This window comes from Campylobacter sp. 2018MI01 (genome assembly GCF_018501205.1).
GTDB lineage: Bacteria > Campylobacterota > Campylobacteria > Campylobacterales > Campylobacteraceae > Campylobacter_E.
On the sequence record NZ_JAHCZE010000021.1, the window covers coordinates 1 to 25,449 of the forward strand.

General features: G+C 27.4%; 28 protein-coding genes. 6 read left to right on the forward strand and 22 right to left on the reverse strand.

Annotated features, from left to right (window positions below; translation table 11 throughout):
* Nucleotides 1–152: 152 nt before the first annotated feature.
* The 12 genes from mshL to KJQ97_RS04690 all read right to left on the reverse strand — a co-directional run bounded on the left by mshL (nucleotide 153) and on the right by KJQ97_RS04690 (nucleotide 10,990).
* Complete coding sequence (gene mshL, locus KJQ97_RS04635; protein WP_214120103.1) at nucleotides 153–1,805, reverse strand: pilus (MSHA type) biogenesis protein MshL; 1,653 nt, start codon at nucleotides 1,803–1,805, stop codon at nucleotides 153–155.
* Nucleotides 1,783–2,151 carry a hypothetical protein gene (locus KJQ97_RS04640; protein WP_214115749.1) on the reverse strand — a complete coding sequence of 123 codons (369 nt, stop codon included), beginning with the start codon at nucleotides 2,149–2,151 and terminating at the stop codon, nucleotides 1,783–1,785. Before KJQ97_RS04640 ends, mshL begins: the two co-directional genes overlap by 23 nt.
* Nucleotides 2,151–2,846: a hypothetical protein gene (locus tag KJQ97_RS04645; RefSeq protein WP_214120104.1), complete on the reverse strand. Its 696-nt coding sequence runs from the start codon at nucleotides 2,844–2,846 to the stop codon at nucleotides 2,151–2,153. The genes KJQ97_RS04640 and KJQ97_RS04645 overlap by 1 nt, the downstream gene beginning before the upstream one ends.
* Nucleotides 2,843–4,531: a hypothetical protein gene (locus tag KJQ97_RS04650; RefSeq protein ID WP_214120105.1), complete on the reverse strand. Its 1,689-nt coding sequence runs from the start codon at nucleotides 4,529–4,531 to the stop codon at nucleotides 2,843–2,845. The genes KJQ97_RS04645 and KJQ97_RS04650 overlap by 4 nt, the downstream gene beginning before the upstream one ends.
* Nucleotides 4,532–4,549: 18 nt before the next feature.
* Nucleotides 4,550–5,419 carry a GTPase Era gene (gene era / locus KJQ97_RS04655; protein ID WP_214120106.1) on the reverse strand — a complete coding sequence of 290 codons (870 nt, stop codon included), beginning with the start codon at nucleotides 5,417–5,419 and terminating at the stop codon, nucleotides 4,550–4,552.
* On the reverse strand, nucleotides 5,416–6,735 hold the full coding sequence (hslU, locus tag KJQ97_RS04660) for an ATP-dependent protease ATPase subunit HslU (RefSeq protein ID WP_214120107.1): 1,320 nt from the start codon (nucleotides 6,733–6,735) through the stop codon (nucleotides 5,416–5,418). Before hslU ends, era begins: the two co-directional genes overlap by 4 nt.
* A 2-nt stretch (nucleotides 6,736–6,737) precedes the next feature.
* A complete protein-coding gene (gene hslV, locus KJQ97_RS04665) occupies nucleotides 6,738–7,274 on the reverse strand; it encodes an ATP-dependent protease subunit HslV (protein WP_214115754.1) in 537 nt (178 codons plus the stop codon).
* Nucleotides 7,274–7,717: a 50S ribosomal protein L9 gene (rplI, locus tag KJQ97_RS04670; protein ID WP_214120108.1), complete on the reverse strand. Its 444-nt coding sequence runs from the start codon at nucleotides 7,715–7,717 to the stop codon at nucleotides 7,274–7,276. Before rplI ends, hslV begins: the two co-directional genes overlap by 1 nt.
* Nucleotides 7,718–7,816: 99 nt before the next feature.
* Nucleotides 7,817–8,533: a tetratricopeptide repeat protein gene (locus KJQ97_RS04675; RefSeq protein ID WP_214120109.1), complete on the reverse strand. Its 717-nt coding sequence runs from the start codon at nucleotides 8,531–8,533 to the stop codon at nucleotides 7,817–7,819.
* A 2-nt stretch (nucleotides 8,534–8,535) separates the two neighbouring features.
* Nucleotides 8,536–9,018: a DUF3972 domain-containing protein gene (locus tag KJQ97_RS04680; protein WP_214115757.1), complete on the reverse strand. Its 483-nt coding sequence runs from the start codon at nucleotides 9,016–9,018 to the stop codon at nucleotides 8,536–8,538.
* An 8-nt stretch (nucleotides 9,019–9,026) separates the two neighbouring features.
* Nucleotides 9,027–10,274: a peptidase U32 family protein gene (locus tag KJQ97_RS04685; protein WP_214120110.1), complete on the reverse strand. Its 1,248-nt coding sequence runs from the start codon at nucleotides 10,272–10,274 to the stop codon at nucleotides 9,027–9,029.
* Entirely contained in the window at nucleotides 10,274–10,990 is a 717-nt protein-coding gene (locus KJQ97_RS04690; RefSeq protein WP_214115759.1) for a chemotaxis protein, read from the reverse strand. The genes KJQ97_RS04685 and KJQ97_RS04690 overlap by 1 nt, the downstream gene beginning before the upstream one ends.
* Nucleotides 10,991–11,073: 83 nt before the next feature.
* Between KJQ97_RS04690 and glnA the strand changes: the two genes are divergently transcribed.
* Complete coding sequence (glnA, locus tag KJQ97_RS04695; RefSeq protein ID WP_214115760.1) at nucleotides 11,074–12,504, forward strand: type I glutamate--ammonia ligase; 1,431 nt, start codon at nucleotides 11,074–11,076, stop codon at nucleotides 12,502–12,504.
* A gap of 30 nt (nucleotides 12,505–12,534) precedes the next feature.
* On the opposite strand, the gene KJQ97_RS04700 is transcribed toward glnA, so the two are convergent.
* From KJQ97_RS04700 to KJQ97_RS04735, 8 genes are all read right to left on the reverse strand, one after another.
* Nucleotides 12,535–12,882: a cupin domain-containing protein gene (locus KJQ97_RS04700; protein WP_214120111.1), complete on the reverse strand. Its 348-nt coding sequence runs from the start codon at nucleotides 12,880–12,882 to the stop codon at nucleotides 12,535–12,537.
* Nucleotides 12,883–12,943: 61 nt separating this feature from the next.
* Entirely contained in the window at nucleotides 12,944–13,825 is an 882-nt protein-coding gene (locus tag KJQ97_RS04705) for a glycosyltransferase family 9 protein (protein ID WP_214120112.1), read from the reverse strand.
* Nucleotides 13,822–14,697, reverse strand: coding sequence for a lipid A biosynthesis lauroyl acyltransferase (locus KJQ97_RS04710; protein WP_214120113.1), 876 nt, complete (start codon nucleotides 14,695–14,697; stop codon nucleotides 13,822–13,824). Before KJQ97_RS04710 ends, KJQ97_RS04705 begins: the two co-directional genes overlap by 4 nt.
* Entirely contained in the window at nucleotides 14,694–15,641 is a 948-nt protein-coding gene (locus tag KJQ97_RS04715; protein ID WP_214120114.1) for a glycosyltransferase family 9 protein, read from the reverse strand. Before KJQ97_RS04715 ends, KJQ97_RS04710 begins: the two co-directional genes overlap by 4 nt.
* Nucleotides 15,622–16,611, reverse strand: a complete 990-nt coding sequence (locus KJQ97_RS04720; protein ID WP_214120115.1) for an OmpA family protein — start codon at nucleotides 16,609–16,611, stop codon at nucleotides 15,622–15,624. The genes KJQ97_RS04715 and KJQ97_RS04720 overlap by 20 nt, the downstream gene beginning before the upstream one ends.
* Nucleotides 16,604–17,683 (reverse strand): MotA/TolQ/ExbB proton channel family protein, encoded by a 1,080-nt coding sequence (locus KJQ97_RS04725; RefSeq protein WP_214120116.1) that lies wholly within the window; start codon nucleotides 17,681–17,683, stop codon nucleotides 16,604–16,606. Before KJQ97_RS04725 ends, KJQ97_RS04720 begins: the two co-directional genes overlap by 8 nt.
* A 2-nt stretch (nucleotides 17,684–17,685) precedes the next feature.
* Nucleotides 17,686–18,735 (reverse strand): class II fructose-bisphosphate aldolase, encoded by a 1,050-nt coding sequence (gene fbaA, locus KJQ97_RS04730; RefSeq protein ID WP_214120117.1) that lies wholly within the window; start codon nucleotides 18,733–18,735, stop codon nucleotides 17,686–17,688.
* A 9-nt stretch (nucleotides 18,736–18,744) separates the two neighbouring features.
* Entirely contained in the window at nucleotides 18,745–19,554 is an 810-nt protein-coding gene (locus tag KJQ97_RS04735) for a peptidylprolyl isomerase (RefSeq protein WP_214120118.1), read from the reverse strand.
* A 74-nt stretch (nucleotides 19,555–19,628) separates the two neighbouring features.
* Here KJQ97_RS04735 and nth point away from each other — a divergent pair, with 74 nt between their 5' ends.
* The 5 genes from nth (at nucleotide 19,629) to KJQ97_RS04760 (ending at nucleotide 24,194) form a co-directional block, all read left to right on the forward strand.
* Nucleotides 19,629–20,270, forward strand: a complete 642-nt coding sequence (gene nth, locus KJQ97_RS04740) for an endonuclease III (protein ID WP_214120119.1) — start codon at nucleotides 19,629–19,631, stop codon at nucleotides 20,268–20,270.
* Complete coding sequence (locus KJQ97_RS04745) at nucleotides 20,233–21,477, forward strand: ComEC/Rec2 family competence protein (RefSeq protein ID WP_214120120.1); 1,245 nt, start codon at nucleotides 20,233–20,235, stop codon at nucleotides 21,475–21,477. The genes nth and KJQ97_RS04745 overlap by 38 nt, the downstream gene beginning before the upstream one ends.
* Nucleotides 21,474–22,274 carry a YihY family inner membrane protein gene (locus KJQ97_RS04750; protein ID WP_214120121.1) on the forward strand — a complete coding sequence of 267 codons (801 nt, stop codon included), beginning with the start codon at nucleotides 21,474–21,476 and terminating at the stop codon, nucleotides 22,272–22,274. The genes KJQ97_RS04745 and KJQ97_RS04750 overlap by 4 nt, the downstream gene beginning before the upstream one ends.
* A 212-nt stretch (nucleotides 22,275–22,486) precedes the next feature.
* Nucleotides 22,487–22,675, forward strand: coding sequence for a hypothetical protein (locus KJQ97_RS04755; protein WP_214115772.1), 189 nt, complete (start codon nucleotides 22,487–22,489; stop codon nucleotides 22,673–22,675).
* Between the two features lie 178 nt (nucleotides 22,676–22,853).
* Nucleotides 22,854–24,194: a sodium/glutamate symporter gene (locus tag KJQ97_RS04760; protein WP_214120122.1), complete on the forward strand. Its 1,341-nt coding sequence runs from the start codon at nucleotides 22,854–22,856 to the stop codon at nucleotides 24,192–24,194.
* A gap of 12 nt (nucleotides 24,195–24,206) precedes the next feature.
* Here KJQ97_RS04760 and KJQ97_RS04765 read toward each other — a convergent pair whose 3' ends face one another.
* Complete coding sequence (locus KJQ97_RS04765) at nucleotides 24,207–24,512, reverse strand: ArsR/SmtB family transcription factor (protein ID WP_214120123.1); 306 nt, start codon at nucleotides 24,510–24,512, stop codon at nucleotides 24,207–24,209.
* A gap of 8 nt (nucleotides 24,513–24,520) precedes the next feature.
* On the reverse strand, nucleotides 24,521–25,396 hold the full coding sequence (locus KJQ97_RS04770) for a permease (RefSeq protein ID WP_214120124.1): 876 nt from the start codon (nucleotides 25,394–25,396) through the stop codon (nucleotides 24,521–24,523).
* Nucleotides 25,397–25,449: the final 53 nt, after the last annotated feature.

Here is a 25,449-nt window from a genome sequence, read left to right on the forward strand (position 1 = left end):
CCATAAAACAATACTAATTTTAAAGGCTTTTCTAATGAAGTTATAATCTTATGATAAGCAATCTTAGATTTATCAAGATTGATAAATCTAAGGCTTTCTAAATTGTCTATAAATAATTCTTTAGCTAATGTATATTTATTCAATAGCAACCCTTATTCAACATTATTTATTGAATCAAATTCTTCTGCTTTTTCTTTAAATAAGTTTTTAGTAGCAGTAGGTTTTAAATCTTCTTTATAATCTAGTGCTAAAGAGTATCCTAAATCTTCTAAAGATTTTCTTACTTCTTCTTTATCTTTAGTAAAATCAACAACATGCGGAGTGATAACAAACACTAATTCTGTTTTGTCTTTTGATTTGTATTTAGAGCCAAATAATTTTCCTAATAAAGGAATGTCTTGTAATACCGGAATTCCATTTTTACTAAAAACTTCAGTATCAGTAATAAGACCACCTAAAACAATAGTCTCTCCATCTCTTACTTGAACAACTGTTGATAATTTCTTTTGTTTTGTATCTGGAGCAACAACCCTATAGCCATCTTTAACGTTTTTATCTTCACTATTTATTAGCTCACTAATGCTTGGATTAATTCTTAGCATAATTTTATTATCATCTGATATTTCAGGTAAGATATTTAATAAAATACCTACGAAAATTGATTTTTCTTCATCAGCATCACCCGTGCTACCACTATCTGTAGTTGTGCTACTTCCTTTTAATTTATAATTATATGTATCACCAACCGTGATTAATGCTTGTTGGTTATTTAAAGTTGCGATTTTAGGACTTGAAACAACTTTAACATCTCCACTTTCTTTAAGAAAATTTATCATACCTGTTAAATTAACACCCATATTTAAAGATATATTTTCTTTACCAAACCATTTACCATTATGAGATTTACCAACTTGCAAACCTGTATAATTTGCTGTTTTATCCCTTGGACTACCAGTACCAAGCGAAATTGTAGGCAAGTAACTTCCAATACCAGTAAATTGTAATCGGTCTCCTATAGTAGAACCAGCCGTACTAAAACCTAAATTAAATTGTGTCCAATCTATACCTGTTTTATGATATTTATTAAGGCTTACTTCAATAATTGAAACATCAATTACTACTTGTTTTTTAAGTGATTCTTGAACTTGATTTAAATAAGTTTCAATCCTATCTAAAATTTCATTACTTGAAGTAACTGTGATTAAACCCGCATTAGCATTGATTGTAGGAGGTGTAATAGGAATATTTTGACCTGAATTTTGAACTATTTCTGAAATCTCTTTGCCTATGTTTTTCCAAAAATCAAATTCTTCTTTAGTTTCAATCATATTATCACTATCTGAACTTGAACCTGAACTTGAACTTGAGCTACTGCTATCGCTACTGCTTGCTTGAGATTCAACATTTGCCTTAGTAATAGCACTACCCTTACGAACTGAAGTAATATAATCTAATTTAAATGTTTTAGTATTTAAACCTTGAATTTTTAAGATATTATTTGAAAAATCATAATCTAAACCTTGTTCAGCAATAAGCAAATCAAAAATGCCATTAATATGCATATTTTTAATACTTATTCCATCTTGTCTAGTACTCAATATTCCTTTTGAATATGAATCTTTATAAACTACACTAAAATCACATACTTTTGATAATTGATTAATTATTTCGTAAGCTGAAGTATCTTCTTTATTTACTTTAATATCAAAAGCTCTTTTTGAGCAATCTGCTGCACTTAATGAGCTAGATAGCATTAGCGCTGCACTTAAAGATATAATAGTTTTATTTAACACTGATTTGAACATTCTGATTATCCTTTAAATTAAGTTCTACATAATTAATTGAATTTGAAAGACCAACTCTTTCATTATTAATACTAACTACCCTATAACCTGCAGTAATTATTTCGTTTAAACCATACCATTTTTGATTGATTTTCACTCTTTTATCTACAATAGCATATAAAGTAAAAGTTATAACCTCGTCTGATTTGATTTTGTCCTTATAAAAAGGATCATTTGTTTTTGTAATTTCAAGATAGTCTATTGTATTTCTAACTTGAACTAATTCATTAAATTTATTGTCAAGTTCTGTTCTTGTCATAGCAAAAATTGCTTGAATACAAACTAATATACATAATACTTTTTTCATTAATATTTAATCCCCCATATTGAGATTTTAACATCAGCTTGAATGTCATTTGTATAAACTTTGTTATTTTCGCCACCATTATTATCCTTATTAGGATTATCTGTAGGCTCAATTTTGTATAGTTTAAGCATATTTACATCTACAACATCAATTGATTTTTCTAAGCTATTTACAAAATGTAAAATATTTTGGAATTTACCAGTTAAAGAAAATTGAACATTAAAAACTTCTTCTACTTTTTGACTTACCAAATCATTTACACTGCTTCTTACATCACCTAAAACTACTTGATATTTTTTAGATAATTCATTAATTTTAGCCATAAACTCAGACCAATTTTTTTGATTATATAATAATTTTGACGCTTCTTTTAATTTATCATCAAAATACATATTCTCATCACTGATTTCTTTTCTTGCTTTTTCTTCGCTAATGATATCTTGTGTTAATTTTTGTATTCTTGAGTTTTGCTTTTCTCTTTCAATAAAATCATCAAGTCTTCTTAACTCTTCTTTAGCTTTATTTAACAATTCTGTTTGTTCTGCCACATACTGCTCTGAACTCTCATATGTATAATCATAGATTAAATAACCAAATAAAAATACACACATAAATATACTCATATAGAATATATTAGTATTAGGCTGCTTTTCGTAATAATTATCTATTTTATCAAAAATACTACCTTGTTTCATCTTAAAACCTTTATTACAATATTACTTTCATGCTCTTTATCTTTATCATCAAGATTTAATATCTTAATCAATACATCTCTTGATTCAATACTATAAGTATCATCAGCACCTATTTCTTTTAAGAATGAAGTTATACCTGTTGCAGTTCCTTTTAAATTAACATTTATAATATCATTATCAAAAGACATACTTGTTACTTTAATATTGCTTTGATTTAAGATACTAGCCATTTTTGTAGCTGCACTAGCTTTTGATAGATAATTAACTTTTTTATCATAAATATTATCTAAAAGTGTATATCTAAATTCTAAAGTTCTTCTAGCTTCATTTACTTCAGCTGATAAACTAGATAATCTACTTTCAAGGTTTTTAATTTCATTATCAATTCTTGTATATTCTGTTTGTTTAGCAGGAATTTTTTCACTAGTATCTCTTTCTTCTACTTCAATAAATTTACCATTTATATAATTATATATAGGATAAATACTAGCCAATACAATAACAGCCAAAATTGATAAAATTAACTTCCCAGAATATCTCTTCGCAAAAGGTGGTGGTCTTAAGAATGTAGATATGTTGAATACATCATTTGGCATTTTTAATTGTTCATTAGCTCTTAACAAACTTAATAAAACAAATGGATTAATCCTTAATTCTCCGCCTTCTTTTTCAGGAGTAGTTGTAAATTCAGAAGGTGTATTAACCTCAACGGTAAAATTTCTAATATTTTTAAATAAATCATATTTAATTTTATGGATATTAATAAATTCTGCTACCTCAAGACTATTAATTCCAATTTCAACTTTATTATTAAGCATAGTTTCAAGTATAATATCATCATCAAGACACCTAAAGCAAGAAAACAATACTTCAACTTTTTTTAAGAAATTTTGACTTAACCCAATATCAGTTCCTACAAATACTTTTGTAATAGTAACATTATCTAATTGAGCACCTCTTAATATTAAAGATAAATTATTAATTAAGAATTTAAAAGACTCGCTTAAAACCTTATTAAGTGAAACTCTTTTTGCATCATCTACATGGTCAAAACCATATTTTGATAATTCATTTAAAAACATATGTTCAGGAATTCTCTCTCCTAAATCATGAGAAAAGCTACCATGCAACATATCTATGCTAAGTTTATTAATAATCTTATAGTTTATTAATTCTCCATCTTTATACACAGTAAGTGTTGTATATGTTTTATGAAAATATATAAATACTTGAACTCCATCACTTTCTATAAGTTTGCTTGTATAATAATTTTGATACATCAATGGTTCAATATCTATATAATCAATATACTGAAGCTTATTAGCTACATCTTTAAATTCTGTTTCAATTTTTTCATTTTCTACTACAAATACATTATATACTGTATTAATTCCCATACTAGCATTAGAAATACTATAAGATATCTTATAATCCTTGTCTATATCTAATTCTAACACTTCATAAGTTTTGTTTGTAATTATACTGATTTCATCCTCATCTGTATCGTTTGGAACCTCAACAGAAGCATACTTTACATTTTCACCTGGCATATAGGTAATATTGTAAGCAGAATTGCTTTTTTCCTTAACGGTAATTTCACTAAGGACATTATCAGCAAGTTTATAGAGTTTTTTTGTACTTGAATCAAAAGCGACCAATTCTCTTTTTTTCGCTGTTTTCGCCATTTAAATACCTTTTATTTTTTATTGTTTTAAGCCTACTTTTTTTAAAAAGTTCTCATTATCGTACCATTTTTTTTGAACTTTTGCAACCAACTTTAAGTTAATTTTTAATAAAAAAACTTCAGCAATTCTTTTCCTAGCGACTATTCCAATACGCTTAATTGTATTAGCATTTCGACCAATTAGCATTGCTTTATGATTTTCTGAATCTGTAATAATATCGGCATAAATAGTTAAAAAATTATCTTTTTCTATAATTTTATTAATTAACACTTCACAACAATATGGCAATTCATCACTAAGATTTTGATAAATGCTTTCTATTATTAATTCTTTAATAACATCTTTAGTTGTTTTATCAGTGCTAAATTCTGGGTCAAAAAAATATGGGTGTTCTGGTAAATACTTTACTATCTCATCTAATAATTTATTTTTATAAAATTTATTTTTTGATGAATAAGGAATGATATTAGGAACAATATCTAATTTATTAAATTCTTCTAATTTATCTAACAATTTTTTAGGTTCAACCAAATCAACTTTGTTTATAACTACAATATGCTCAACCTTTGGCTTTAAATCTAAAAATTTTTTATATTCATCTAAACTATCAAAAATACTCATAACGAATACAATCAAATCACACTCATCTAAGCTCTTTTTAGCAGCTTCTATTAATAGTTGATTGAAATTCTTATTGCTTTCGTGTAGGCCTGGAGTATCTATTAATATTATTTGATTTTCATCGTGCATTATTACCACATTCATTTTTCTTCTTGTGGCATTTTCTTTATGTGATACTAGGCAAATATTTTCGCCTAGTAAAGAATTAATCATTGTGCTTTTACCGGCATTTGTTCTGCCGATTACACTTACAAAACCGCTTTTCATAAAATATATCTTGCTATATCTTGATTTTCTATAATAGAGCCTAATTTATCATCAACTAATTTTGTATCTATTACACAATCTTTATCTTTGTATTTATCACACTCATAAGAAATATCTTCTACTAATTTTTCAATAACAGTATGTAAGCGTCTAGCACCTATATCTTCCATACTTTCATTTGCTTGTGCTGCTATTTTTGCAATTTTTTTAATAGCATCATCTTCAAACACTAAATTAACTCCTTCAGTTTCTAAAAGTGCTTTATATTGTTTTAAAAGTGAGTTTTTAGGTCTTGTTAAAATCTCATATAATTCATCAGCACCCAAGCTATCAAGCTCAACTCTTAGTGGAAATCTACCTTGTAATTCAGGGATTAAATCACTTGGCTTACTTAAATGAAATGCACCTGCTGCAATAAATAATATATGATCAGTTTTTACATTACCTAATTTAGTATTTACTACACTACCTTCTACGATAGGTAACAAATCTCTTTGAACACCTTCTTTGCTAGGGTCTTGTCTACTTGAATTACCCGAGCTTACCGCAACTTTATCTATCTCGTCAATAAAGATTATTCCTTCATTTTGAACTCTTTTTAAGGCTTCATCTTTAATGCTTTCATTATCTAAAACACTATCTGTTAATTCAGTTTCTAAAACTTTTCTAGCGTCTTTAATTTTTAACTCTTTTTTCACTTTTTTATCAGCAATACCAATTACTTTTACCATCTCTTGCATACTTGCAAGTTCTGGTGGTAGATTTGGATTTGTCTCAAGTGAGCGTTGGGTTACATAAATTTCTATAACCTTATCTTCAAATTCTTTATTTCTTAAACGCTCTTTCATCTTTTCTAAGCTAGTTTCATACTCTACTTGTTTTTCTTCACTAACACCTTTTGGCAATGGCGGTAATAATTTTTCTAAAATTTTATTTTCTATTAGTTCAGCTAATCTTGATTTGTTTTTTTCTAAATGCTCGTTTTTTACTAAAGTTAAAGCTGCATTAGCTAAATCTCTTACCATACTTTCTACATCACGACCAACAAAACCAACTTCAGTATATTTACTAGCTTCTACTTTAATAAAAGGTAAGCCCATTAATTTAGCAATTCTTCTTGCAATTTCTGTTTTACCAACACCTGTGCTTCCTATCATTAAAATATTTTTAGGAACAACATCATCTTGCATACTTTCTTCAAGCTTTAATCTTCTATATCTATTTCTTAAAGCAATAGCAATTACCTTTTTAGCTTTTTCTTGACCTATTACATATTCATCTAAAAATTCAACAATTTCTTTAGGTAACATCTGCATTCTTAATCCCTTAATTCATAAGTAGTTATATTTGTGTTTGTATAAATACAAATCTCTCCTGCAATTTTAAGACTTTCTTTAACTAAAGTTAATTCATCTAAATTCGCATGATTATGCAATGCTCTTGCAGCACTAAGTGCGTATGCTCCACCACTTCCAATAGCACAAATGCACTCATCTTGTGGCACAACTACATCGCCTGTCCCGCTTAATAAAAAGATTTGTTTTCTATTTAAAACTATCATCATAGCTTCAAGTTTTCTTAAGTATTTATCTTTTCTCCACTCTTTTGAAAACTCAATAACAGCTCTTTCTAAATCTCCTTTTTTACTCTCAAGCATTTTTTCAAACATATCAAATAAAGTAAAAGCATCAGCAGTGCTTCCTGCAAAACCTGCTAATACTTTTCCTTCATAAAGCTTTCTAAGTTTTACTGCATTACCCTTTAAAACCGTATTTCCAAAAGTAACTTGCCCGTCACCACCAATTACTGAAGCGTCTTTTCCTTTATAAGCTAAAATCGTAGTAGCGTGAAACATTAAGCACCTTTTACCACTACTACAAATTCAGCAACAATGCCATGACCTAATTTTGCACTCACTTTATACTCACCTTCTGCTTTAATAGCATAATCTTGAATGCTTTTTTTATCAAGTTCAAGGTTGAATTGCTCTTTAATAGCGTGTGAAATTTCATCTTTTGTAACTCCACCAAATAATGCTCCATTAGCGCCTAATTGTTTTTTAATAATAACTTTTTTATCAGCTAAACTATCTTTTAATTTATTCATTAATTCAAGTTCATATCTGTCTTGCTCTTCTTTTTTCTTTAAATCACTTGCGTGTTTTCTAAGCACTTCTGTGCTAGCAACTTTTGCAAAACCTTTACCGATTAAGAAATTTTGACCATAACCATCTTTTACTTCTTTAACTTCTCCGGCTTTACCTAAGCCTTTTACATCTTTAATTAATAAAACTTTCATAATTTCTCCTTTTTGTAATATTATTGATTGTAATAAAAAAAAGTATATTTTACGCAAATTATTATGTGGAATTTAAATCTATAATGAATGATTTAAATTCTAATACTTTATTTGATTAAGTATGTCGTAATTATAGCAACCCATCTGCTCGCCTAAATCACAAGCTTTTTTACTTAATTTAAGCGCTTTATTATAGTCTTCTTTTACACCTTCTCCATTAAAATAAGCAAGAGCTAAATTATTGCAAGCCATAGGATATTCTCCATCACAAGCTTTTTCATATAATTTAATTGCTTTATTGTAATCTTGTTTTACGCCTTTTCCTTCGCTATACGAAATGCCAGCATTATAACAAGCATTAAAAACTTCTCCATCACAAGCTTTTTCATACAACTTGATTGATTTACTATAATCTTGCTTTACACCTTGTCCAATATAATAAGAATTACCTAAATTATAACACGCTTCAAAAATATCTGCATTACAAGCTTTTTCATATAAGTTATTTGCTTTTTTGTCATCTTGTTTTATACTTTTTCCATTTTTATATATCCAGCCTAAACCAAAACAAGCACCAAACTCATTTGCATCACAAGCTTTTTTAAATAGCTTAATTACTTTTGAATAATCTTGCTTTACATATTTTTCTTGACTATAAATATAACCTAAAAAACTGCAAGACTTAAAATTATCTTTAGCACATTCTTTTTCCCAAATTTTAGCAGCTTTTTCGTATTCTTTATTTTTATAATACTCTAAACCTTGATTAGCAAAACAAAACACGCTAATAAATACAAATAATAAGAATTTTCTCATTTTTATTCTTTAATATCTTTTTGATAATTTTCTACAGCTTTATTCCACATTAGTTTATATTTGCGTTTAAGATATTCAATTTCTTCTCTAGCTAATTCTAATTCTTTATTTAGAGTATCTATTACTTTTCTATCTTCATCATAAAGCTCTTGCATAGAATAAAGTGCTTCTTTTAAAAAGGCATTTTCACCCCTTAAAACTTCTAAAGTTTCATCCTTTGCATCTAAGACTTTCTCGTGAAGATTAAGAATAGTTCCTATTGTCTTTTCTATAAAATTACCTGCAGGGGTATTTGCAATATCTTGAACTTCTATGTTTTTATCTTTTACAGGAACAATTGCAAAAGTCCCTGCATTTGCTTCTATTAAAAGCTTTTCATTTTCATATTTGTGTTTTAATGAACCACTTTTAATCATAGCCATTACAACTTCTTCATTCAAATGAACTAATTTGCAAAATTCACTAAGTTCAAGATATGTTTGCATAAAAACTCCTATGCTCTTAAAAAGCTAAATTCTGGCAATAAAGATGGGCTTAAAATCTCATTTATATTGCCACTATGTAATTCGCTAAATTCTTTGTTATTCTCATTTATAAGCTTTTTAAATTTACAAAAATATTTATCATCACGCTTATAAATTTCGCCTATTTCATTATTTACTAATTCAATATTTGCATTTAATGGAGCAAATATTTCATATTCATAATCTTTTTTAATAATTCCCTTACTAGCTATGCTTTTACCATTTTCACTAAACCCATGCACTTGCATTGTGCCTTGCATTATTGAAGTTTCGTGATTTTGAGTATCATCTTTTTCATAAGGTCTAGCCATTAAATACCCATCAGTAAATCCACGAGATTTTAAAGTATTTAACTCATCATCATATTTTTTTGCATCAAATTGATTGTTTAAAGTATCAATTACAGCTTGTTTGTAAGTTCTAGTTGCACAAGCTACATAATATTCACTCTTAGTTCTTCCTTCTATTTTAAAGGCATTTATGGCATTTTTTTCCATAATTTTGTCTATATAATTAGCAAGCTTTAAATCTTTAGAATTAAAAATATGTGTTCCTAAATCATCTTCTACTATTCTAAATAAAGCATTATTTTCTGGATTTTTCGCATATAATTCATAAGGAAATCTACAATCATTAGCACATGCACCAAGATTTGAGCGTCTTCCACTCTGAACTGCTGATATTAAACACCTTCCACTATAAGCAAAACACATTGAGCCATGCACAAATGCTTCTATTTCAATATCTGCATTTTTTGCTATATCACAAGCATCTTTTAAGCCTAATTCTCTAGCAATCACAACTCTTTTTGCACCTAAATCCTTATAAACTAAAGCATCTTCATAATTTAAAATATTTGCTTGAGTGCTAACATGGATAGGAATATTAGGAGCTATTTGTTTTGCTAATCTCATAGCACCTATACTAGCGATTATTAACGCATCAGGTTTTAACTCAGCAAGTAAGGCTAAATGTCTTTTAAGACCTTCTAATTGAGCACTCACATGAAAACCATTAACAGTTGCATAAACTTGCACACCTTTGCTATGAGCATATTTTATACCTTCTGCAAAGCTAGTTTCATCAAATTCTTTAGCAGCACGAGAGCGTAGAGAAAACGATGAAAGTCCTGCATAAACAGCATCAGCACCATAATTTACAGCAATTTTTAATTTTTTTAAATTACCTGCTGGAGCAATTATTTGTGGAGTTAGCATTATTTTTTACCTAATGACGCAATTAATGCTTCAATATCATCATTTGTAACCAAATCAGCTGTGCTATCTCCTTCAATATGAACAGCACTACTAACTCTTTTTTCATCATCAATTCTGCCTTCAAACAAGCTATTCATATACTTAGATAATGCTCTCATTACATTAATTACACGCTCAATTTTTTGTCTATGAATATCTTGATATTGCATAGCATCCATTGCCATCATAGCTTCATCTTGTCCCATTGCTAAATTATCTAATGCTTCATCAATTTTTGCTAATTGTTCTTTGCATTCAGCTAAACATTCACTAAATTTATTAACATTAGGAAATTTCTCATTTAAAGTTGTAAATAACTCAACTTGATTTTGAACTGATTTTTTAAAGGTTTTTATAATCTTTTCAGCAGTTGCAAAATAATCCATCATTGTTTCAATTTTTTCAAGTAATTCAGTAGCTTTAACTTCACTATCACGAGTTACATCATCTAATTGATTTACAACTTTATGATCTTCTGTTGGTGGTGGTGGTGGCCAAGATTTCCTTGAATCTGGTCTATATGATTTATATTCTTCTTCTAAACTCAATTCTTCATCTTCTAAATCTTCAATTGCTTCACTAGGCTCTACAACTTCTTCTTTTATATCATTAACAATTTCATCTTCAAAATCATCAAGCCCACCAGCCATTAAAGCATCTAATTCTTCTTGCGTCATTATTTTTCTTCCTTAAAATAATACTTAATTAAAAAATATTAGCTAAAATCATAGCTAATCAAATCTAACTTAAGGTTAAAAAAATGGCTAAATTTGTAAATAATGTTACCGAATTCTTTGATTTTTGCATAAGCAATGAAATAAAGTTTGTAGATTTTAGATTTACTTCTCTTGATGGCACTTGGAATCATCATACATACACTATGAAAAGTGTAACAAAAGATACACTTACTAATGGAATTCCTTTTGATGCAAGCTCGTATAAAGGATGGCAACCAATTGAAAAAAGTGATATGATATTAATCCCTGATGTTACAACAACTTTTATTGACCCATTTACAAGCGACAATACCGTTATTGTAATCTGTGATATTTTTGATGTTTATAAAAATGATTTTTATGAAAAATGCCCAAGAACAATAGCAAAAAGAACTCTTAAAATGCTAGAAAGTAGTGATATTGCTGATACTGCGTATTTTGGTGCTGAAAATGAATTTTTCATCTTTGATGATATTAAAATCGTAGATACAATGAATTATGCTATGTATCAAATAGACACAGAAGAAGGTGAATGGAATGATGGTAAGCATTATGAAGACGCTTATAACACCGGTCATCGCCCAAGAAGAAAAGGTGGTTATACTCCAGTTCCTCCTGTTGATAGTATGCAAGATTTAAGAGCTGAAATGGTTCAAGTTTTAGAGCGTGTTGGTATTGAATGCTTTGTTCATCACCACGAAAACGCACAAGGTCAAGGAGAAATCGGGGTTAAGTTTAATACTTTAGTAGAAGCTGCTGATAATGTTCAAATATATAAATATGTAGTAAAAATGGTAGCTCATCTAAATGGTAAAACTGCTACATTTATGCCAAAACCACTTCATCTTGATAATGGTAGCGGAATGCACGTTCATATGAGCTTATTTAAAAATGGCAAAAACCTATTCTATGATAAAAGTGGCTATGCAGGACTTAGCAAGACTGCAATTCATTATATAGGTGGGGTTTTAAGACACGCTAGAAGTGTAACAGCATTTACAAATCCAACTACTAATTCTTATAAAAGATTAATCCCAGGGTTTGAAGCTCCATCAATTCTAACTTACTCTTGCCAAAATCGTTCGGCTAGTTGTAGAGTGCCTTATGGAATTAACGAAAAAAGTGCTAGAGTTGAAATGCGTTTTCCTGATAGTTCTAGTAATGTGTATTTGGCATTTTCATCTATGCTTTTAGCAGGACTTGATGGAATTAAAAATGAGCTTACTGCAGCTGGACCTATGGATGAGAATTTATTTAAATTAAGCCTTGATGAAATTAGAGAAAAAGGAATAGAGCAATTACCACATACTCTAAGGGGTGCTTTAGAGAGCTTAATCCGTGATAATGCTTATTTAAAACCTGCATTTACTGATGTTTGCATACAAGATTATCAACATATGAAGTTTAAAAATCAAGTTTGGCCAGTAGAACAACGCCCAACTGCATACGAATTTAAAACTACATATTCTTGCTAATTATTTAGAGGTTGAAAAACCTCTAAAGTATTAATCAATTTGAACGCTTTTTACCCTACTAAAATTATCATTTTTTGCAAGACTTAGTCTAATTATACTATCTTCATTAGCAATTAAACTATGATTAATATTAGCAGCTACTTTTATACTCATCAAATCTTTTAAATTTATACTTTTATTATCAATTACAAACTCAATATCCCCTTTTAAAACTTGAACTACAATCACTCCTGGAGCTTTATGCTCTTGCATAATTTTACCTTTTGGTAAAATAATTTGGATTTCTTTGTTTGCTTCATCATCATAAATTGGAGTTATTTTTAACTCACTTGAATTGCCTTGCCAATCTTTTACTTCATAAATTACATTAAATTTCATAAAATCTCCTTTGAATAATTTTAGGAGTATTTTACTCTTTAAAGAAATAAAAAGACTTGATTTATCTCATTTGTTCTAATACAAATTCAGGTGTCATTTGTTTCATACAATTGTGGTGCTTTAAAGGACATACTCTTTTCATACAAGGCGAACAGGCTAAATTGATACTAAAAACTTTTGCATTTTTGCAAAATGGTGAAGTTTGTTTAATATTTGTAGCTCCGAAAAATGCTAGAACTTTTATATTAAAACTAGCACCTAAATGCATAATTCCACTATCATTTGCCAATAAATAATCAAGGCTAGAAACTGCTAAAGCCAATCTTTTAATATTAGTTCTACCGCACAAATTAATGGCTTTTATATCGTATTTTTTAAGCTCATCTTCAATAAAATTACAAATTCCAGCTTCATTCTTAGTCCCAAAAAGTATTATTTTATGCTCTTTAAAAGTGCTAGCAATTTTTGCAAAATAACTAGGCTCATAGCATTTAGCTGCACCATAATTAGCACCAGCTGCTATTCCTATTAGTTTTCTTGTTTTAAGCTTTTTAAAAGGTAAAGCTGTGTTTAATTGTTCATCCAATCCAAGTGGCTTTATTAGATTAAAATATTTTAAAACTTGATGAGTATTATCACTTTTGTTTGCTTTAAAATAAAATTTTTTCTTAGCATTTAATATAAATAATAAAAACTTAGATGACAAACTTGCTTTAAATGAAATTCCTAAATCAAATTCTTCTTTTAAAGCCTTAATTTGCTTTAATCTTTGTTTTTTTATCTCTACTACAATTTCACCTAAATCCTTATAAAGCTCACAAGCTACAAAACTTCCATAAAAAGTAATTTTTGCATTAGGATATTTTTTAATTAAAGCATTAATAGCACCAGCAGCCATAATAGCATCGCCTAGCCAATTAGGTAAATATATAAAAATTTTCAATACTCATCCCCATAAAATGTCTTAAATCTTTTGTGAAACCAAAAATACTCGCTAGGATTTTTTTCCCACATTTTTTTCGTGCATTCTAATTGATAAAAGCTAAGTTCTTCTATTGTTTTTTCACTAGCCTTTAATGGCTTAAAAAACTCTATACAATAACCATCGCTAATTTCATAAATATAAACAGGCAATAAATAAGCATCACACCTTTTAGCTATAAGACTTGCTGCATTGCTTTGAGTAACTTTTCTACCATATAAAATAAACTCGCTACTTTCTTTAATATGTGCGTCTTGATCGCTTACAATTCCTACTAATTCATTATTGTTTAAAGCCTTAATCATAGGTCTTAAAGCATTTGTTTTTTCTATTAGTTTTACTCCGAAATTTTCTCTATATTTAGTAAGTATGGCATTAATTTTTACACTCTCTAAAGCTCTTCCAATTATATTAATTTTACAATTATACTTAATAGCAACAGCAGATGGCAAAATCTCCCAATATCCATAATGTGCTGTTGTAAAAACTATTTTTGCATTAGAATTTAATAAATCTTGTAAATATTCTTCGTTTTTAAATAATTTAATTTGTTTTAATAATTTTTCTTGGCTTATATTTTGATTTTTTACCATTGATAATATATAAAAGGCAAATTTTTTATAAACTTGTTTCGTAATTTCTATACTTTTTGGAGCTTGTGTGAGTTTGCAAAAATGCTCTAAGTTTTTTAAGATTATATTTTTATGTTTTTTATTAATTCTAAATGTTAGGCTACCGATTAAATTAGCAAAGAATTTTAAAATCTTATTGGGAATTAATTTTAGTAAAAAATTAAAAAAATAAAAAATAAAAATATATAAATAATCTCTCATTTGCTAAAAACCTTATTAATAATATCTAAAACTTTTTCTTTATTTACATCGCTAAATTTATAAAAATAATGTTGTAAATTAGATGGACTTATTAATCTTTTTGCAGGTTTTTTATCACATTCGTTTAAAAAAGTTATATTAGGACGATTTAAAACCACAGCAATATGAGTAGTCCCACTATCATTTCCTATGATTAATTTTGCTAATTTGCTTAAAAACACTAATTCATTTAATGAAATTTTAGGCAAGACTTTAGCATTTTTACATTCTTTTGCAATCTCATTTGCTCTATCAAGTTCTATTTGAGAACCCCAACTAAGCAATATTTTATAATCACAATTTTTACAAATATCAATCAATTTTTCTAAAGGAAGCATTTTATTTATCTTGCTTGAGCCATTATGTAATAATATAAATTCATCTTCTATTAAAGGCTTTATTTTATTCATAATATTTTGAGTTTTTATCTCATCATAAATTAATACATCGCTAGTTACTAAATCATCATTTTTAAATTCTTTTAAAGCAAAGCGAGTTAATTCAAGGCTTCTTTTATACACATTTTCTAAATAATCACAATTGCAATGGTTTTTATAAAAATAATAAGCTAATTTTTCTCTTAAGCCATTTTTAGAATATCCATAAGAATTTGCACTCAAATAATTTGCTAAAAAACCTGATTTTATTCTTCCTTGATAATCAATACTAATATCATATGATTTTTTTAAATGTTTTATCTCTTTTAATGCTTTTATTGGGTGTTTTTTAAGTGGTAATGAATAAATATTATCAAACCAAATAAGTCCATCAAGTAAAAAATAAAACCTAGAATCTACAAAAAAATCAATCCTAGCTTTAGGATATGCAGCTCTTATATAATTAATATGCCATAGCATATGAAAAATATCGCCCATTGCACTAAGTCTAATTATTGCTATTTTCACTTAAATCCTTTGAAATTACGCTTTCAAATTCCTTGATTGCTTGTTCATTTGAAAATTGTAATTTTATTTCTATTCTTCTGCTTGCTTGTTTATCTTCAACGCCATCTTTAAATTTTAAATCATTATAGCTTTTGCCAACTGCTACAAGTAGTTTTTCTAATCTTTTATCATTATAAAACGAATTAATAAATTTCATAATCTCCAAAGCTCTTTTTTGAGATAACTCAAGATTATAAGTAAATCCACCAACACTATCAGTATGTCCTTCAATCACTATACTATCAATATTAGCTAGAATTTCAGGTGAGCTAAGCAAGGCATCAAAATACTTAATTAGAGTTTTTTTAAGCTCTTCTTTTGCACTATCTTTAATCAAATACTCCGCACTATCAAACAAAATACTAGCATTTAAGCTAATACTGCCTGAATTAAGATTGATTAAAATATCATTTGATAATTTATTTTGTAAAGCTTGAATTAATTTTGTTTTATTATTTTTAAGCTTTTCGTATTCAACCTTAAACCCACTCAATTGCTTTGCTAATTCGTCTATTTTATCATCTTTATTTTTTATTTTTATTTCAGTATCTTCAAGATTTTTAAGTAGTATTAAAATCTGTGCGTCTTTTTTGTCAATATTGCTTAATAATTCTTCCTTATTTTTTGCATTTTCATCTAAATTAAGAAGCAATTTTTTAATATAATCATTTGCATCTTTATTTTTATTTAGCTCATCGTTTAATGAAATATTGAGTTTTTCAAGCTCTTCATTTAACGAGCTCAAAAGCTCATCTTTGCTAATTATTAAAGCTTTTGATTCATCTAAATGTTTTTGTTCATTTTTTAGCTCATTTTGTGTAAAAATATATTTTAAAACAATAGCACTAAGAACTAAAATAAATACAAACAACAATCCAGCCATCAAATCAGCATAAACTATCCAAAAATTATTATTATCTTTATTACGCATTATTTATTTTATTTAATACCTGATTTGCTTCTTTACTAAGGTTTTCAATATCAGCTTTTAATTCATCAACTATTCTAAATTCGTGTTTTTCATCTTCATAAATATTTTTAAAATCTAATAATTTAGCTTCTAAATCTTCTTTTAATTTAGCAAATTCTTTCAAGCTATTTTCAATTCTTAATGAAAATTCATCTATTTTTTCTTGCATTTGCTTAGTATTTTTATTGCTTAATTCTAAAGATTTTTGAGCTAAATTTGTATGAACTATCGCAATTTTTTCATAAGATTTAAATAATTCTTTAAAACCTGTAAATTTATCTTGATGGAGTTTTGATATTTCATTAAAAAACTCATTATCATAAAGCTTTGATAATAATAAATTTGTATTAGAAAATAACTCACTATTTTTTCTAAGAGAAATTCTTTCTAATTCTTCTTTACTCCAAAAATATTTTTTACTATTAATTCTATAATTTTCTTTAAAATTATTAATTTTAGCAATACCAAGTCTTGAATAAAACATCCACCAAATAGTAAGAAAAATCCCATAAATTGAAACATAAAAAGCAGTTGAAATTCCACTAAGCAATAAGCTAATTTCTCCTTCAAGCGCAGCTGAACTACCTACTTTAAAATCAGGCATAGATATTGCAATACTTATAAATGTTCCTAAAATTCCAATCATTGGAAAAACAGCACTAGCAATATATCCAAATGAAAGTGGCTTTAGCTTATGTAAATAATTATCAAAAAATTCATCAAAACTCACATTAGCCTTACTAGTTTCATCAATTCTTAAAGAATTATCTTTAATAAAATCTTTTAAATCATTTTCAAAAATTAATGAATTCTTTTTAATTTTTGCATATACACAATATTCATTTTGCGGTGCAAAAAACATAGCAAATACTAAGAGCACAGCACACATTATAATAGTATGTAATGGCATAATAAGTTTTATAATATTTAAATAAGCTAAAATCGCTAACACGAAGACTAATAAAGGTAAAAAGATTAAAAATAAAAAAGAAGAAAATACACTTTTCTTCTTTTTAACAATTATTGTTTGCAAGATTAATTCCTATTCATACAATTTAACTCGCTAAACGCTTGTAAAAGGCGTTTTTGCATAGATTTTTCTCCAGCAACTAACCACATTCTTGGGTCATAATATTTCTTATTAGGCTTATCATCGCCTTCAGGATTTCCGATTTGTCCTTGTAAATATCCGTGATTTTTTACTTCATATTCACGAACACCATCCCAAAATGCCCATTGAGTATCAGTATCTATATTCATTTTAATTACGCCGTAATTGATTGCTTCAGTGATTTTTTCTGCTTCACTACCACTTCCGCCGTGGAATACAAAATTAAGTGGTTTTGCACCCTTTTGTAAATATTCTTGACAATTATGCAAAATTACTGGCTCAAGTCTTACATTTCCTGGTTTATAAACCCCATGAACATTACCAAAACTTGCTGCGATTGTATAATTTGTCCCAATTTTGCTTAATTCTTTATGAGCTAGTGCTACATCGCTTGGTTGAGTGTATAATTTAGCATTGTCAATATTTGTATTATCAACTCCATCTTCTTCTCCACCAGTGCAACCTAATTCAATTTCTATACCGATTTCTAATGCGTTAAATTTCTTAAAATATTCGCAAGAAATTTCAATATTTTCGTTTAAACTTTCTTCGCTTAAATCAAGCATATGAGAACTAAATAAAGGTTTTTTATGAATTGCATAAAATTCTTTATTTGCCTTAATTAAATCATCTATCCAAGGTAAAAGTTTTTTTGCTGCGTGATCAGTATGTAAAATAGCAACTACTCCATAAGCAGCTGCTACTTCATGCACATACTTTGCACCTGCAATTGCTCCAATTACTGCTGAATTAGGACAATCTTTTCCTGCAAAAAAACTAGCTCCGCCATTACTAAATTGAATAATAATAGGCGAATTTGCTTCACGAGCAGCTTTTAATGCGGCGTTTATAGAATTTGTTCCTACAACATTTACTGCTGGAATTGCAAATTTATTTTCTTTTGCGTAAGCATAAACGCGCTCTAAATCTTTACCATAAATAACACCTGGTTTTACCAATTCTAAAACACCCATTATAAATCCTTATTTAACTTGTAAGCCTGAATTTTTAATCAAATTCTCAACTTCGTTTTTAATTAATTCTTTATGTTTTTCATTTTTTAAACCATTTTCAATAAATGGAGTTGCTTCTTGTAAGCTTCCTTGTCTGCTAGCTCTAAAATCTTCTCCTAAGATTACATGAAAACCAAATTGAGATTTTACAGGTTCTGAAACTTCATCTTTTTTAAGTTTTTTAGCTGCATTGAAAAACTCAGGAACTAATTCATTTGCACTCATATAAGGTAAATCGCCACCCATTGCTCCTGAACCTTTATCAAGTGATTTTGATTTAGCAAGTTCGCTAAATTTAGCTACTAATTTATCTCCTTTAAGACCTTTTAATTGTTTTAATATTTCTTTAGCATCAGCTTCACTAGCAACTAAAATATGTTTAGTTTTTACAGCTTCAGGAACTTTAAAATCATTTAAATGTTCATCATAATATTTTTTAATTTCAGCATCACTTACCTTGATACCTTCAAATTTTTTCAATAAATATTGTTGAGCAAGTAATAATTCTTTTGCACTATTTAAAGCTGATTGAAATTTCGCATCTTTATCTAATTTCATCTTTTCAGCTTCTTTAGCAAAAAGTCTTTTTGATAATACATCTCTTATTAAACCATCTTTAACTTCTTTTGGAAGCGCACTTACATCGCTTATTTGAAATTGAGCTAAATAAGGTGCTAAATCATCGCTTGTAATTTCTCCACCTTTATAAGTTGCAACCACAGCTGCATTTAAGCTTACACCACATAAAAGTCCTGCTAGAACTAATGAAATTTTTTTCATAATATCTTCCTTTTTCAATTGATTTGATATATCATTTTACAAATATTGTGTAAAAAAATAGTAAGATAGTAATTATGAGAAGAAGAGAAAAAGAAATTAAAAATAGATTTTTAAATAATTATAAAAACGCAAAAAGTGAATTAATTTTTAATAATGATTATGAACTTTTAGTTTGTGTTATGCTATCAGCTCAATGCCTTGATAGTAGGGTTAATCTAATAACACCAAGTTTATTTGCAAACTATCCTGATATAAATTCTTTAGCAAATGCAAATTTAATGAATATAAAAGAATTAATTAAAAGTTGTAATTTTTATCAAAATAAAGCAATTAATCTTATCAAAATGGCAAAAAGTGTTGTGGAATTTCATTCAGGAATTATACCTATGAAATTTGATGATTTAATAAATCTTGCAGGGGTTGGAGAAAAGACTGCTAATGTGGTTTTATGCGAGAGTTTGGGTGCAAATGTAATGGCTGTAGATACTCATATTTTTAGAGTTAGCAAAAGGTTAAAAATATCAAATGCAAAAACTCCTAATGATTGTGCTAAAGAGCTTACAAAACTATTTAAAACCGACCTTGATAAATTGCATAAAGGAATGGTTTTGTTTGGAAGATATATTTGCAAGGCTAAAAAACCTGATTGTAATAATTGTTTTTTAAACGATTTATGTGATGAATATAAAGAGCAAAAGAACTCTAATAATCAATAAAAAACATTATTTTATAATATTTATTGTTTTAATTGCTGTATTTTGTTTGCAAGTGCATTTGAAATTCTTAGATTTTTGCGAGTTTTTAGAACAAGATAGTTATGAGTTAAAAATAAACAATAATTATTCAAAAACTAAAAATAATAAAAGTTATTATGTTCTAGCACTTGCATATAAAGATGTTTTAATATACACAACTACTAAAAAAGAAATTAAATCCAATCAAATCAGCTTAAAATTCGCAGCTAAAAATAAGCTTAATTTTTATGAATACTTACAAGCTAGATTTTATTTACCAAGCTATGCTTTAGAAGAATTAGAAGAGATTAAAGAGAACGCATTTGTAAGTTATTTTATAGATCAGCACGAGAATTTAACTATGAAGCAATTTTTTGGAGCTTTATTTTTTGCAAAAAGCATTAGCAAGGATTTAAGAGATAGCGTAAATTACTATGGAATTGCACATTTACTAGCAATATCAGGCTATCATTTAGGGCTTATTTATTCCATATTTTTCTTTATATTTTCAATTATTTATAAGTATTTTCAAAAAAGATTTTTCCCATATAGGTCAATTCATTTTGATTTAGGGATAATTATTTTCATAATCTTAGCCTTATATTTTTATGAAATTGGTCTAGTTGCAAGCTATTTTCGCTCATTTATAATGGCTATTTTGGGATTTTATTTTATAATTAGAGCAATTAAAATTCTTAGTTTTTCGCATTTATTTTTAGCATTTTTTATTTGCATTGCTATTAATCCTAGTTTTTTATTTAATGTAGGGTTTTTCTTCTCTTGCCTTGGGGTCTTTTATATATTTTTATTTATTTATCATTTTAATGCTAATTCGCTTACAAAACTAATCTGCCTTGAACTTAGCACCTTTTTTGCAATGGTTGCACCTGTTTTATACTTTTTTCCATTGCTTAGTTTTCAACAATTATTAGGGATTATTTTAACTCCTATTTTTGTGATTTTTTATCCTTTAGTTTTGTTTTTACATATTATTAATTTAGGAGATTTATTGGATAAATACTTATTAATATTTTTAGATTTTAAAATGTTTGCAATTAATTTTAAATTGGAATTTAAATATTTTTTCATTTATTTAATACTTAGTTTTTTATCAATTTTTCATAGGTATTTAGCAATTTTTGTTATAAGTTTGAACTTAATATTTTTTATTTATCTAGGATTTTTATGAAAAAGATTTTACACATTTTAAAAACAATTATTAATGTAAGTGATAAAGGTATTTTACAACACGCTAGCTCGCTTTCTTTTTATAGTGTTTTAAATATTATTCCGATTTTATCTTTAAGTTTTTTTGTATTCGCTCATATGCCAAGTTTTAAAGAACAAAGCAGCCAATTAAATAATTTTATATTTAGCTTAATTTTGCCAAACCAAGAAGCAAATTCTGTAAATTACATAGAGCAATTTTTACAAAATAGCACAAAACTTGATGTAGCAGGAATTATCGCTATGGTTTTTGCTTTATTTATGTTTTTTAATGCTTATGAAAATACCATCTCGCACATTAGCAATACTCCTAAAAAGGGCTTTTTTTCATCGCTTAGCACATATTGGTCGCTAATTACTCTAGCGCCTTTAGGATTATTAACTAGCTTTTATTTAAGTTATAAAATTCAAAAATATATAGATGCAATAGGACTTAAATTTAATTTCTTAGGGATTTTACCTTTTTTAATCATTTGGGCTTTGTTTTTTGTATGTTTTCATATATCAATTAATAAACATTTAAATCCTAAAATCATAGCTCTAGTAAGCTTTTTAGTAGCTTTGGTTTGGAGCATTTTTAAAAGTCTTTTTGTATTTTATATATCATTAAATAAAGTATATGCTAGCATTTATGGTAGTTTTTCTGCTGTTTTATTTTTCTTTATATGGCTTTATTTTTCTTGGATAATTTATCTTAATGGAGTAAGAATTAGTTCTTTACTAAACACAGATAATGCAAAAACAAAATCAATAAAATAGGAACTAAATTCCTATTTTAAAATCCATAATTATTTAATTTAAATTATATAAATATATTTAATAATTTTATAAATATTTTGCTAATTTAAAATCGCTAATTTGACTATATATTAGGAATTTCAGAATATTTTTTCAAAATTTATTTTTTTTAAGTAAAGTTTAAGATTGTAGGAGTAGAATGCCGGCGCATTTTAATTAAAAAGGAAGAAAAAATGAAAAAGTTATTAGTTTTAACAGCTATCTTAGGTGCATTTAGTGCAGGTTTATTCGCAGAAGAAAATACAGACGCTACAAAAGTTCAACCAGTAGAACAAACTCAATCAGTAGAAAATGCTGATGCAAATGCACAAGCAGTTGCAGTTGAGCCAGAAGCAGAAAAAAAAGACGCTGAAAGCAAATAATTTCTAAGCTACCTTTTAGGTAGCTCTTCTTTATATATCAATCAAAACTTTATTAAATAAAATCTCAAAATTATTACAAAATTACTCACTTTTTTAAAAAAACAAAATTAATTGCTTATATTTGTAACAAATTAAATATTTTAAGACAAAATAAAGCGATTTAATAAAAGGAGTTTTAATGGAAAAAATCAATCTCGGTATTGCAACTTTGCTTAGCAATGATAATGGCACTAGTGTGCTTGAACTTAATTTTTATAGCACATTTATTTGTATTATGCTTGTCTTAATTTTGGGTAGAATAATTACTAAATATTCTAGCTTTTTAAGAAATTACGATATTCCAGAGCCTGTAACTGGTGGTATCATAGTAGCATTTATTTTATTCTTATCTAGTTATTATGCAAATTTTACAATCAAATTCGCAGAAGATATAAAAACCCCACTTTTATTAGCATTTTATGCAACGGTTGGGCTTAGTGCTGATTTTGATAGTATCAAAAAGGGCGGGAAATTACTAATTACTTTCTCAATTGCTGTTTTCGTCTTATTAGTGGTTCAAAACGCAATTGGTGTTGGAGTAATGAGTGCTATGGGTGAAAATCCATTAATAGGCTTACTTGGTGGCTCAATTACACTTAGTGGTGGACACGGAACTGGGGCTGCTTGGGGAGCTACATTTCAAGAAGCACCTTATAATTTCGCACAAGCAACTGATATAGCAATGGCGTGTGCTACTTATGGACTTATTGCAGGTGGTTTAATTGGTGGTCCTATGGCTAATTACTTAGTAAAGAAATTTAATCTAAAAAGCGATGAAGTAGAAAGTAGTGAACAATCAAGCGATGAAGCATTTACAAGTCCGCAAAAAGTAAGATTAATTACAAGTGATAGTTTTATTACAAGCTTAAGTTTAATTGCACTTGCTTTGGTAGCAGGGAACGTTATTGATTATTTATGTAATTTTTTAAATATAATCACTATACATGAAGTAACCGATCCAGTAACTGGTGTAGTAACCAAGGAATCAAATAGAATATTAAGCTTCTTTGATAGCATACCTACTTTCGTTTGGTGTTTGTTTTCAGGTATTATTATTAGAAATGGCTTTAGCTCACTAAATATTCATAAAGTATTTGATAGAGAAGTAGGTGTGATAGGAAATGTGGCTTTATCATTATTCCTTGCTATGTCAATTATGACTTTAAATATCGTTGAACTTATAAAATTAGCTGTTCCAATTAGCGTTTTATTAGTAATTCAAACAATAGCGATTATTATTTATGTAAGATATGTAACCTTTGTTATTTGTGGCAAAAACTACGCAGCAGCTTGCCTTGTAGCAGGACATTGTGGCTTTGGTATGGGTGCAACTCCAACTGCGATTGCAAATCTTCAAACAGTAACAAATCACTTCGGACCTTGCAAAATAGCATTTATTATCGTTCCTATTATGGGTGGATTTTTAGTAGATATTGTAAATGCTCTTATTGTTAATGGCTTTGTTGGATTTTTATTTTAATTCCTAGATTTTCTAGGAATTACATTCTTTTGGGGTTTTTAAATCAGGTAAAGTAAAATTAGCCTTTTTTAAAAGCTCTAAAATCTCTTTAGTATTTTCATAATTTATCTCATAATAAATAAACGCCCCACCCCTACTAGCTATTAATAAATCAGCATCTTTTAATATCTTTAAATGCCTTGAAATCCTAGACTGAAGCATTTCAAAACTCTCACATATCTCACATACGCAACATTTTTTGTGAATATCTAAAAAAGCTAAGATTTTAAGCCTAGTTTCATCATTTATAGCTGCTGTATAATTTAATAAATTTTTCATTTTAATCCTTAATAAAATAAATAAAGTAAAATTCCAAAAATATTTGCCATTGATAAAATACTAATGATAAATATTATCATCATACGAGTTTTAAACATTGATTTGAGCAAAATTAATTCAGGTAAAGAACAACCCCCACCAGCTATTAAAAAACTAAAAAATATACCGATAGGAAACCCAACATTTATTAAAGTTACTCCCAATGGAATAATCAAGCAAGTTTGTATATAAAGCAACAAACCAACAAAACTAGCCAAAAATATACCATAAATTCCAAAACTAGATAAATAATCTTTAATAAATTCAACAGGCATAAAATTATGCAAAAAAGCACCTATTAACATACCAAATAATACATAATAAAAAATATCCTTATATGATTTTAAAGACTTGTATAAACATTCATACAAATTAAGCTTGGTATTTTTATTAAATTGAAATTCTTTAGTTACAATATCTTTTAATAGCAATCTTGCAGGTATTAAACCTATTAAATAGCTTATAATAAATACAAATATAACTATATAAATAATGTAATAAAAAGTTATGCTAAAACCAAATGCACTAAGTAGCATAGTAATTAGCATAGGATTAATTAATGGCGAAGTTAGTAAAAAAGCACTAGCTACTCCGTGATTAATATTGTTTTTAATTAAAGAATTAAAAACAGGTATAGTTGAACAAGAACAAAAAGTAGTAATTGAGCCTAAAAATATTGCTATAAAATATGAAAAAATATTATTCTTTAAATATTTATTAAAGCTATATCTTGAATTAATATAAAACATAATCATATTGATAAAAATAAATAAAAAGCTTATTTCAGCAGTTAAAAACAAAAACTCATAAAAAGTTTCTAATAATTTCTCACTTGTAAATTCCATAAAAATCCTTTTTCAAAATAAAATAATTTTGAAAATTTATTATAGTATTCTAA

What these genes read in the sequence shown, in the direction of transcription:
- KJQ97_RS04755 (WP_214115772.1), top strand. Translation starts at nt 22,487, where the DNA reads ATGAAAAAGTTATTAGTTTTAACAGCTATCTTAGGTGCATTTAGTGCA.
- KJQ97_RS04680 (WP_214115757.1), bottom strand. Translation starts at nt 9,018, where the DNA reads ATGCAAACATATCTTGAACTTAGTGAATTTTGCAAATTAGTTCATTTG.
- KJQ97_RS04745 (WP_214120120.1), top strand. Translation starts at nt 20,233, where the DNA reads ATGAATATAAAGAGCAAAAGAACTCTAATAATCAATAAAAAACATTAT.
- KJQ97_RS04770 (WP_214120124.1), bottom strand. Translation starts at nt 25,396, where the DNA reads ATGGAATTTACAAGTGAGAAATTATTAGAAACTTTTTATGAGTTTTTG.
- hslU (WP_214120107.1), bottom strand. Translation starts at nt 6,735, where the DNA reads ATGCAGATGTTACCTAAAGAAATTGTTGAATTTTTAGATGAATATGTA.
- mshL (WP_214120103.1), bottom strand. Translation starts at nt 1,805, where the DNA reads ATGTTCAAATCAGTGTTAAATAAAACTATTATATCTTTAAGTGCAGCG.
- KJQ97_RS04750 (WP_214120121.1), top strand. Translation starts at nt 21,474, where the DNA reads ATGAAAAAGATTTTACACATTTTAAAAACAATTATTAATGTAAGTGAT.
- era (WP_214120106.1), bottom strand. Translation starts at nt 5,419, where the DNA reads ATGAAAAGCGGTTTTGTAAGTGTAATCGGCAGAACAAATGCCGGTAAA.
- KJQ97_RS04650 (WP_214120105.1), bottom strand. Translation starts at nt 4,531, where the DNA reads ATGGCGAAAACAGCGAAAAAAAGAGAATTGGTCGCTTTTGATTCAAGT.
- KJQ97_RS04700 (WP_214120111.1), bottom strand. Translation starts at nt 12,882, where the DNA reads ATGAAATTTAATGTAATTTATGAAGTAAAAGATTGGCAAGGCAATTCA.
- glnA (WP_214115760.1), top strand. Translation starts at nt 11,074, where the DNA reads ATGGCTAAATTTGTAAATAATGTTACCGAATTCTTTGATTTTTGCATA.
- KJQ97_RS04765 (WP_214120123.1), bottom strand. Translation starts at nt 24,512, where the DNA reads ATGAAAAATTTATTAAATTATACAGCAGCTATAAATGATGAAACTAGG.
- KJQ97_RS04640 (WP_214115749.1), bottom strand. Translation starts at nt 2,151, where the DNA reads ATGAAAAAAGTATTATGTATATTAGTTTGTATTCAAGCAATTTTTGCT.
- KJQ97_RS04675 (WP_214120109.1), bottom strand. Translation starts at nt 8,533, where the DNA reads ATGAGAAAATTCTTATTATTTGTATTTATTAGCGTGTTTTGTTTTGCT.
- KJQ97_RS04760 (WP_214120122.1), top strand. Translation starts at nt 22,854, where the DNA reads ATGGAAAAAATCAATCTCGGTATTGCAACTTTGCTTAGCAATGATAAT.
- KJQ97_RS04685 (WP_214120110.1), bottom strand. Translation starts at nt 10,274, where the DNA reads ATGCTAACTCCACAAATAATTGCTCCAGCAGGTAATTTAAAAAAATTA.
- KJQ97_RS04690 (WP_214115759.1), bottom strand. Translation starts at nt 10,990, where the DNA reads ATGACGCAAGAAGAATTAGATGCTTTAATGGCTGGTGGGCTTGATGAT.
- KJQ97_RS04720 (WP_214120115.1), bottom strand. Translation starts at nt 16,611, where the DNA reads ATGCGTAATAAAGATAATAATAATTTTTGGATAGTTTATGCTGATTTG.
- rplI (WP_214120108.1), bottom strand. Translation starts at nt 7,717, where the DNA reads ATGAAAGTTTTATTAATTAAAGATGTAAAAGGCTTAGGTAAAGCCGGA.
- KJQ97_RS04735 (WP_214120118.1), bottom strand. Translation starts at nt 19,554, where the DNA reads ATGAAAAAAATTTCATTAGTTCTAGCAGGACTTTTATGTGGTGTAAGC.
- nth (WP_214120119.1), top strand. Translation starts at nt 19,629, where the DNA reads ATGAGAAGAAGAGAAAAAGAAATTAAAAATAGATTTTTAAATAATTAT.
- KJQ97_RS04645 (WP_214120104.1), bottom strand. Translation starts at nt 2,846, where the DNA reads ATGAAACAAGGTAGTATTTTTGATAAAATAGATAATTATTACGAAAAG.
- fbaA (WP_214120117.1), bottom strand. Translation starts at nt 18,735, where the DNA reads ATGGGTGTTTTAGAATTGGTAAAACCAGGTGTTATTTATGGTAAAGAT.
- hslV (WP_214115754.1), bottom strand. Translation starts at nt 7,274, where the DNA reads ATGTTTCACGCTACTACGATTTTAGCTTATAAAGGAAAAGACGCTTCA.
- KJQ97_RS04710 (WP_214120113.1), bottom strand. Translation starts at nt 14,697, where the DNA reads ATGAGAGATTATTTATATATTTTTATTTTTTATTTTTTTAATTTTTTA.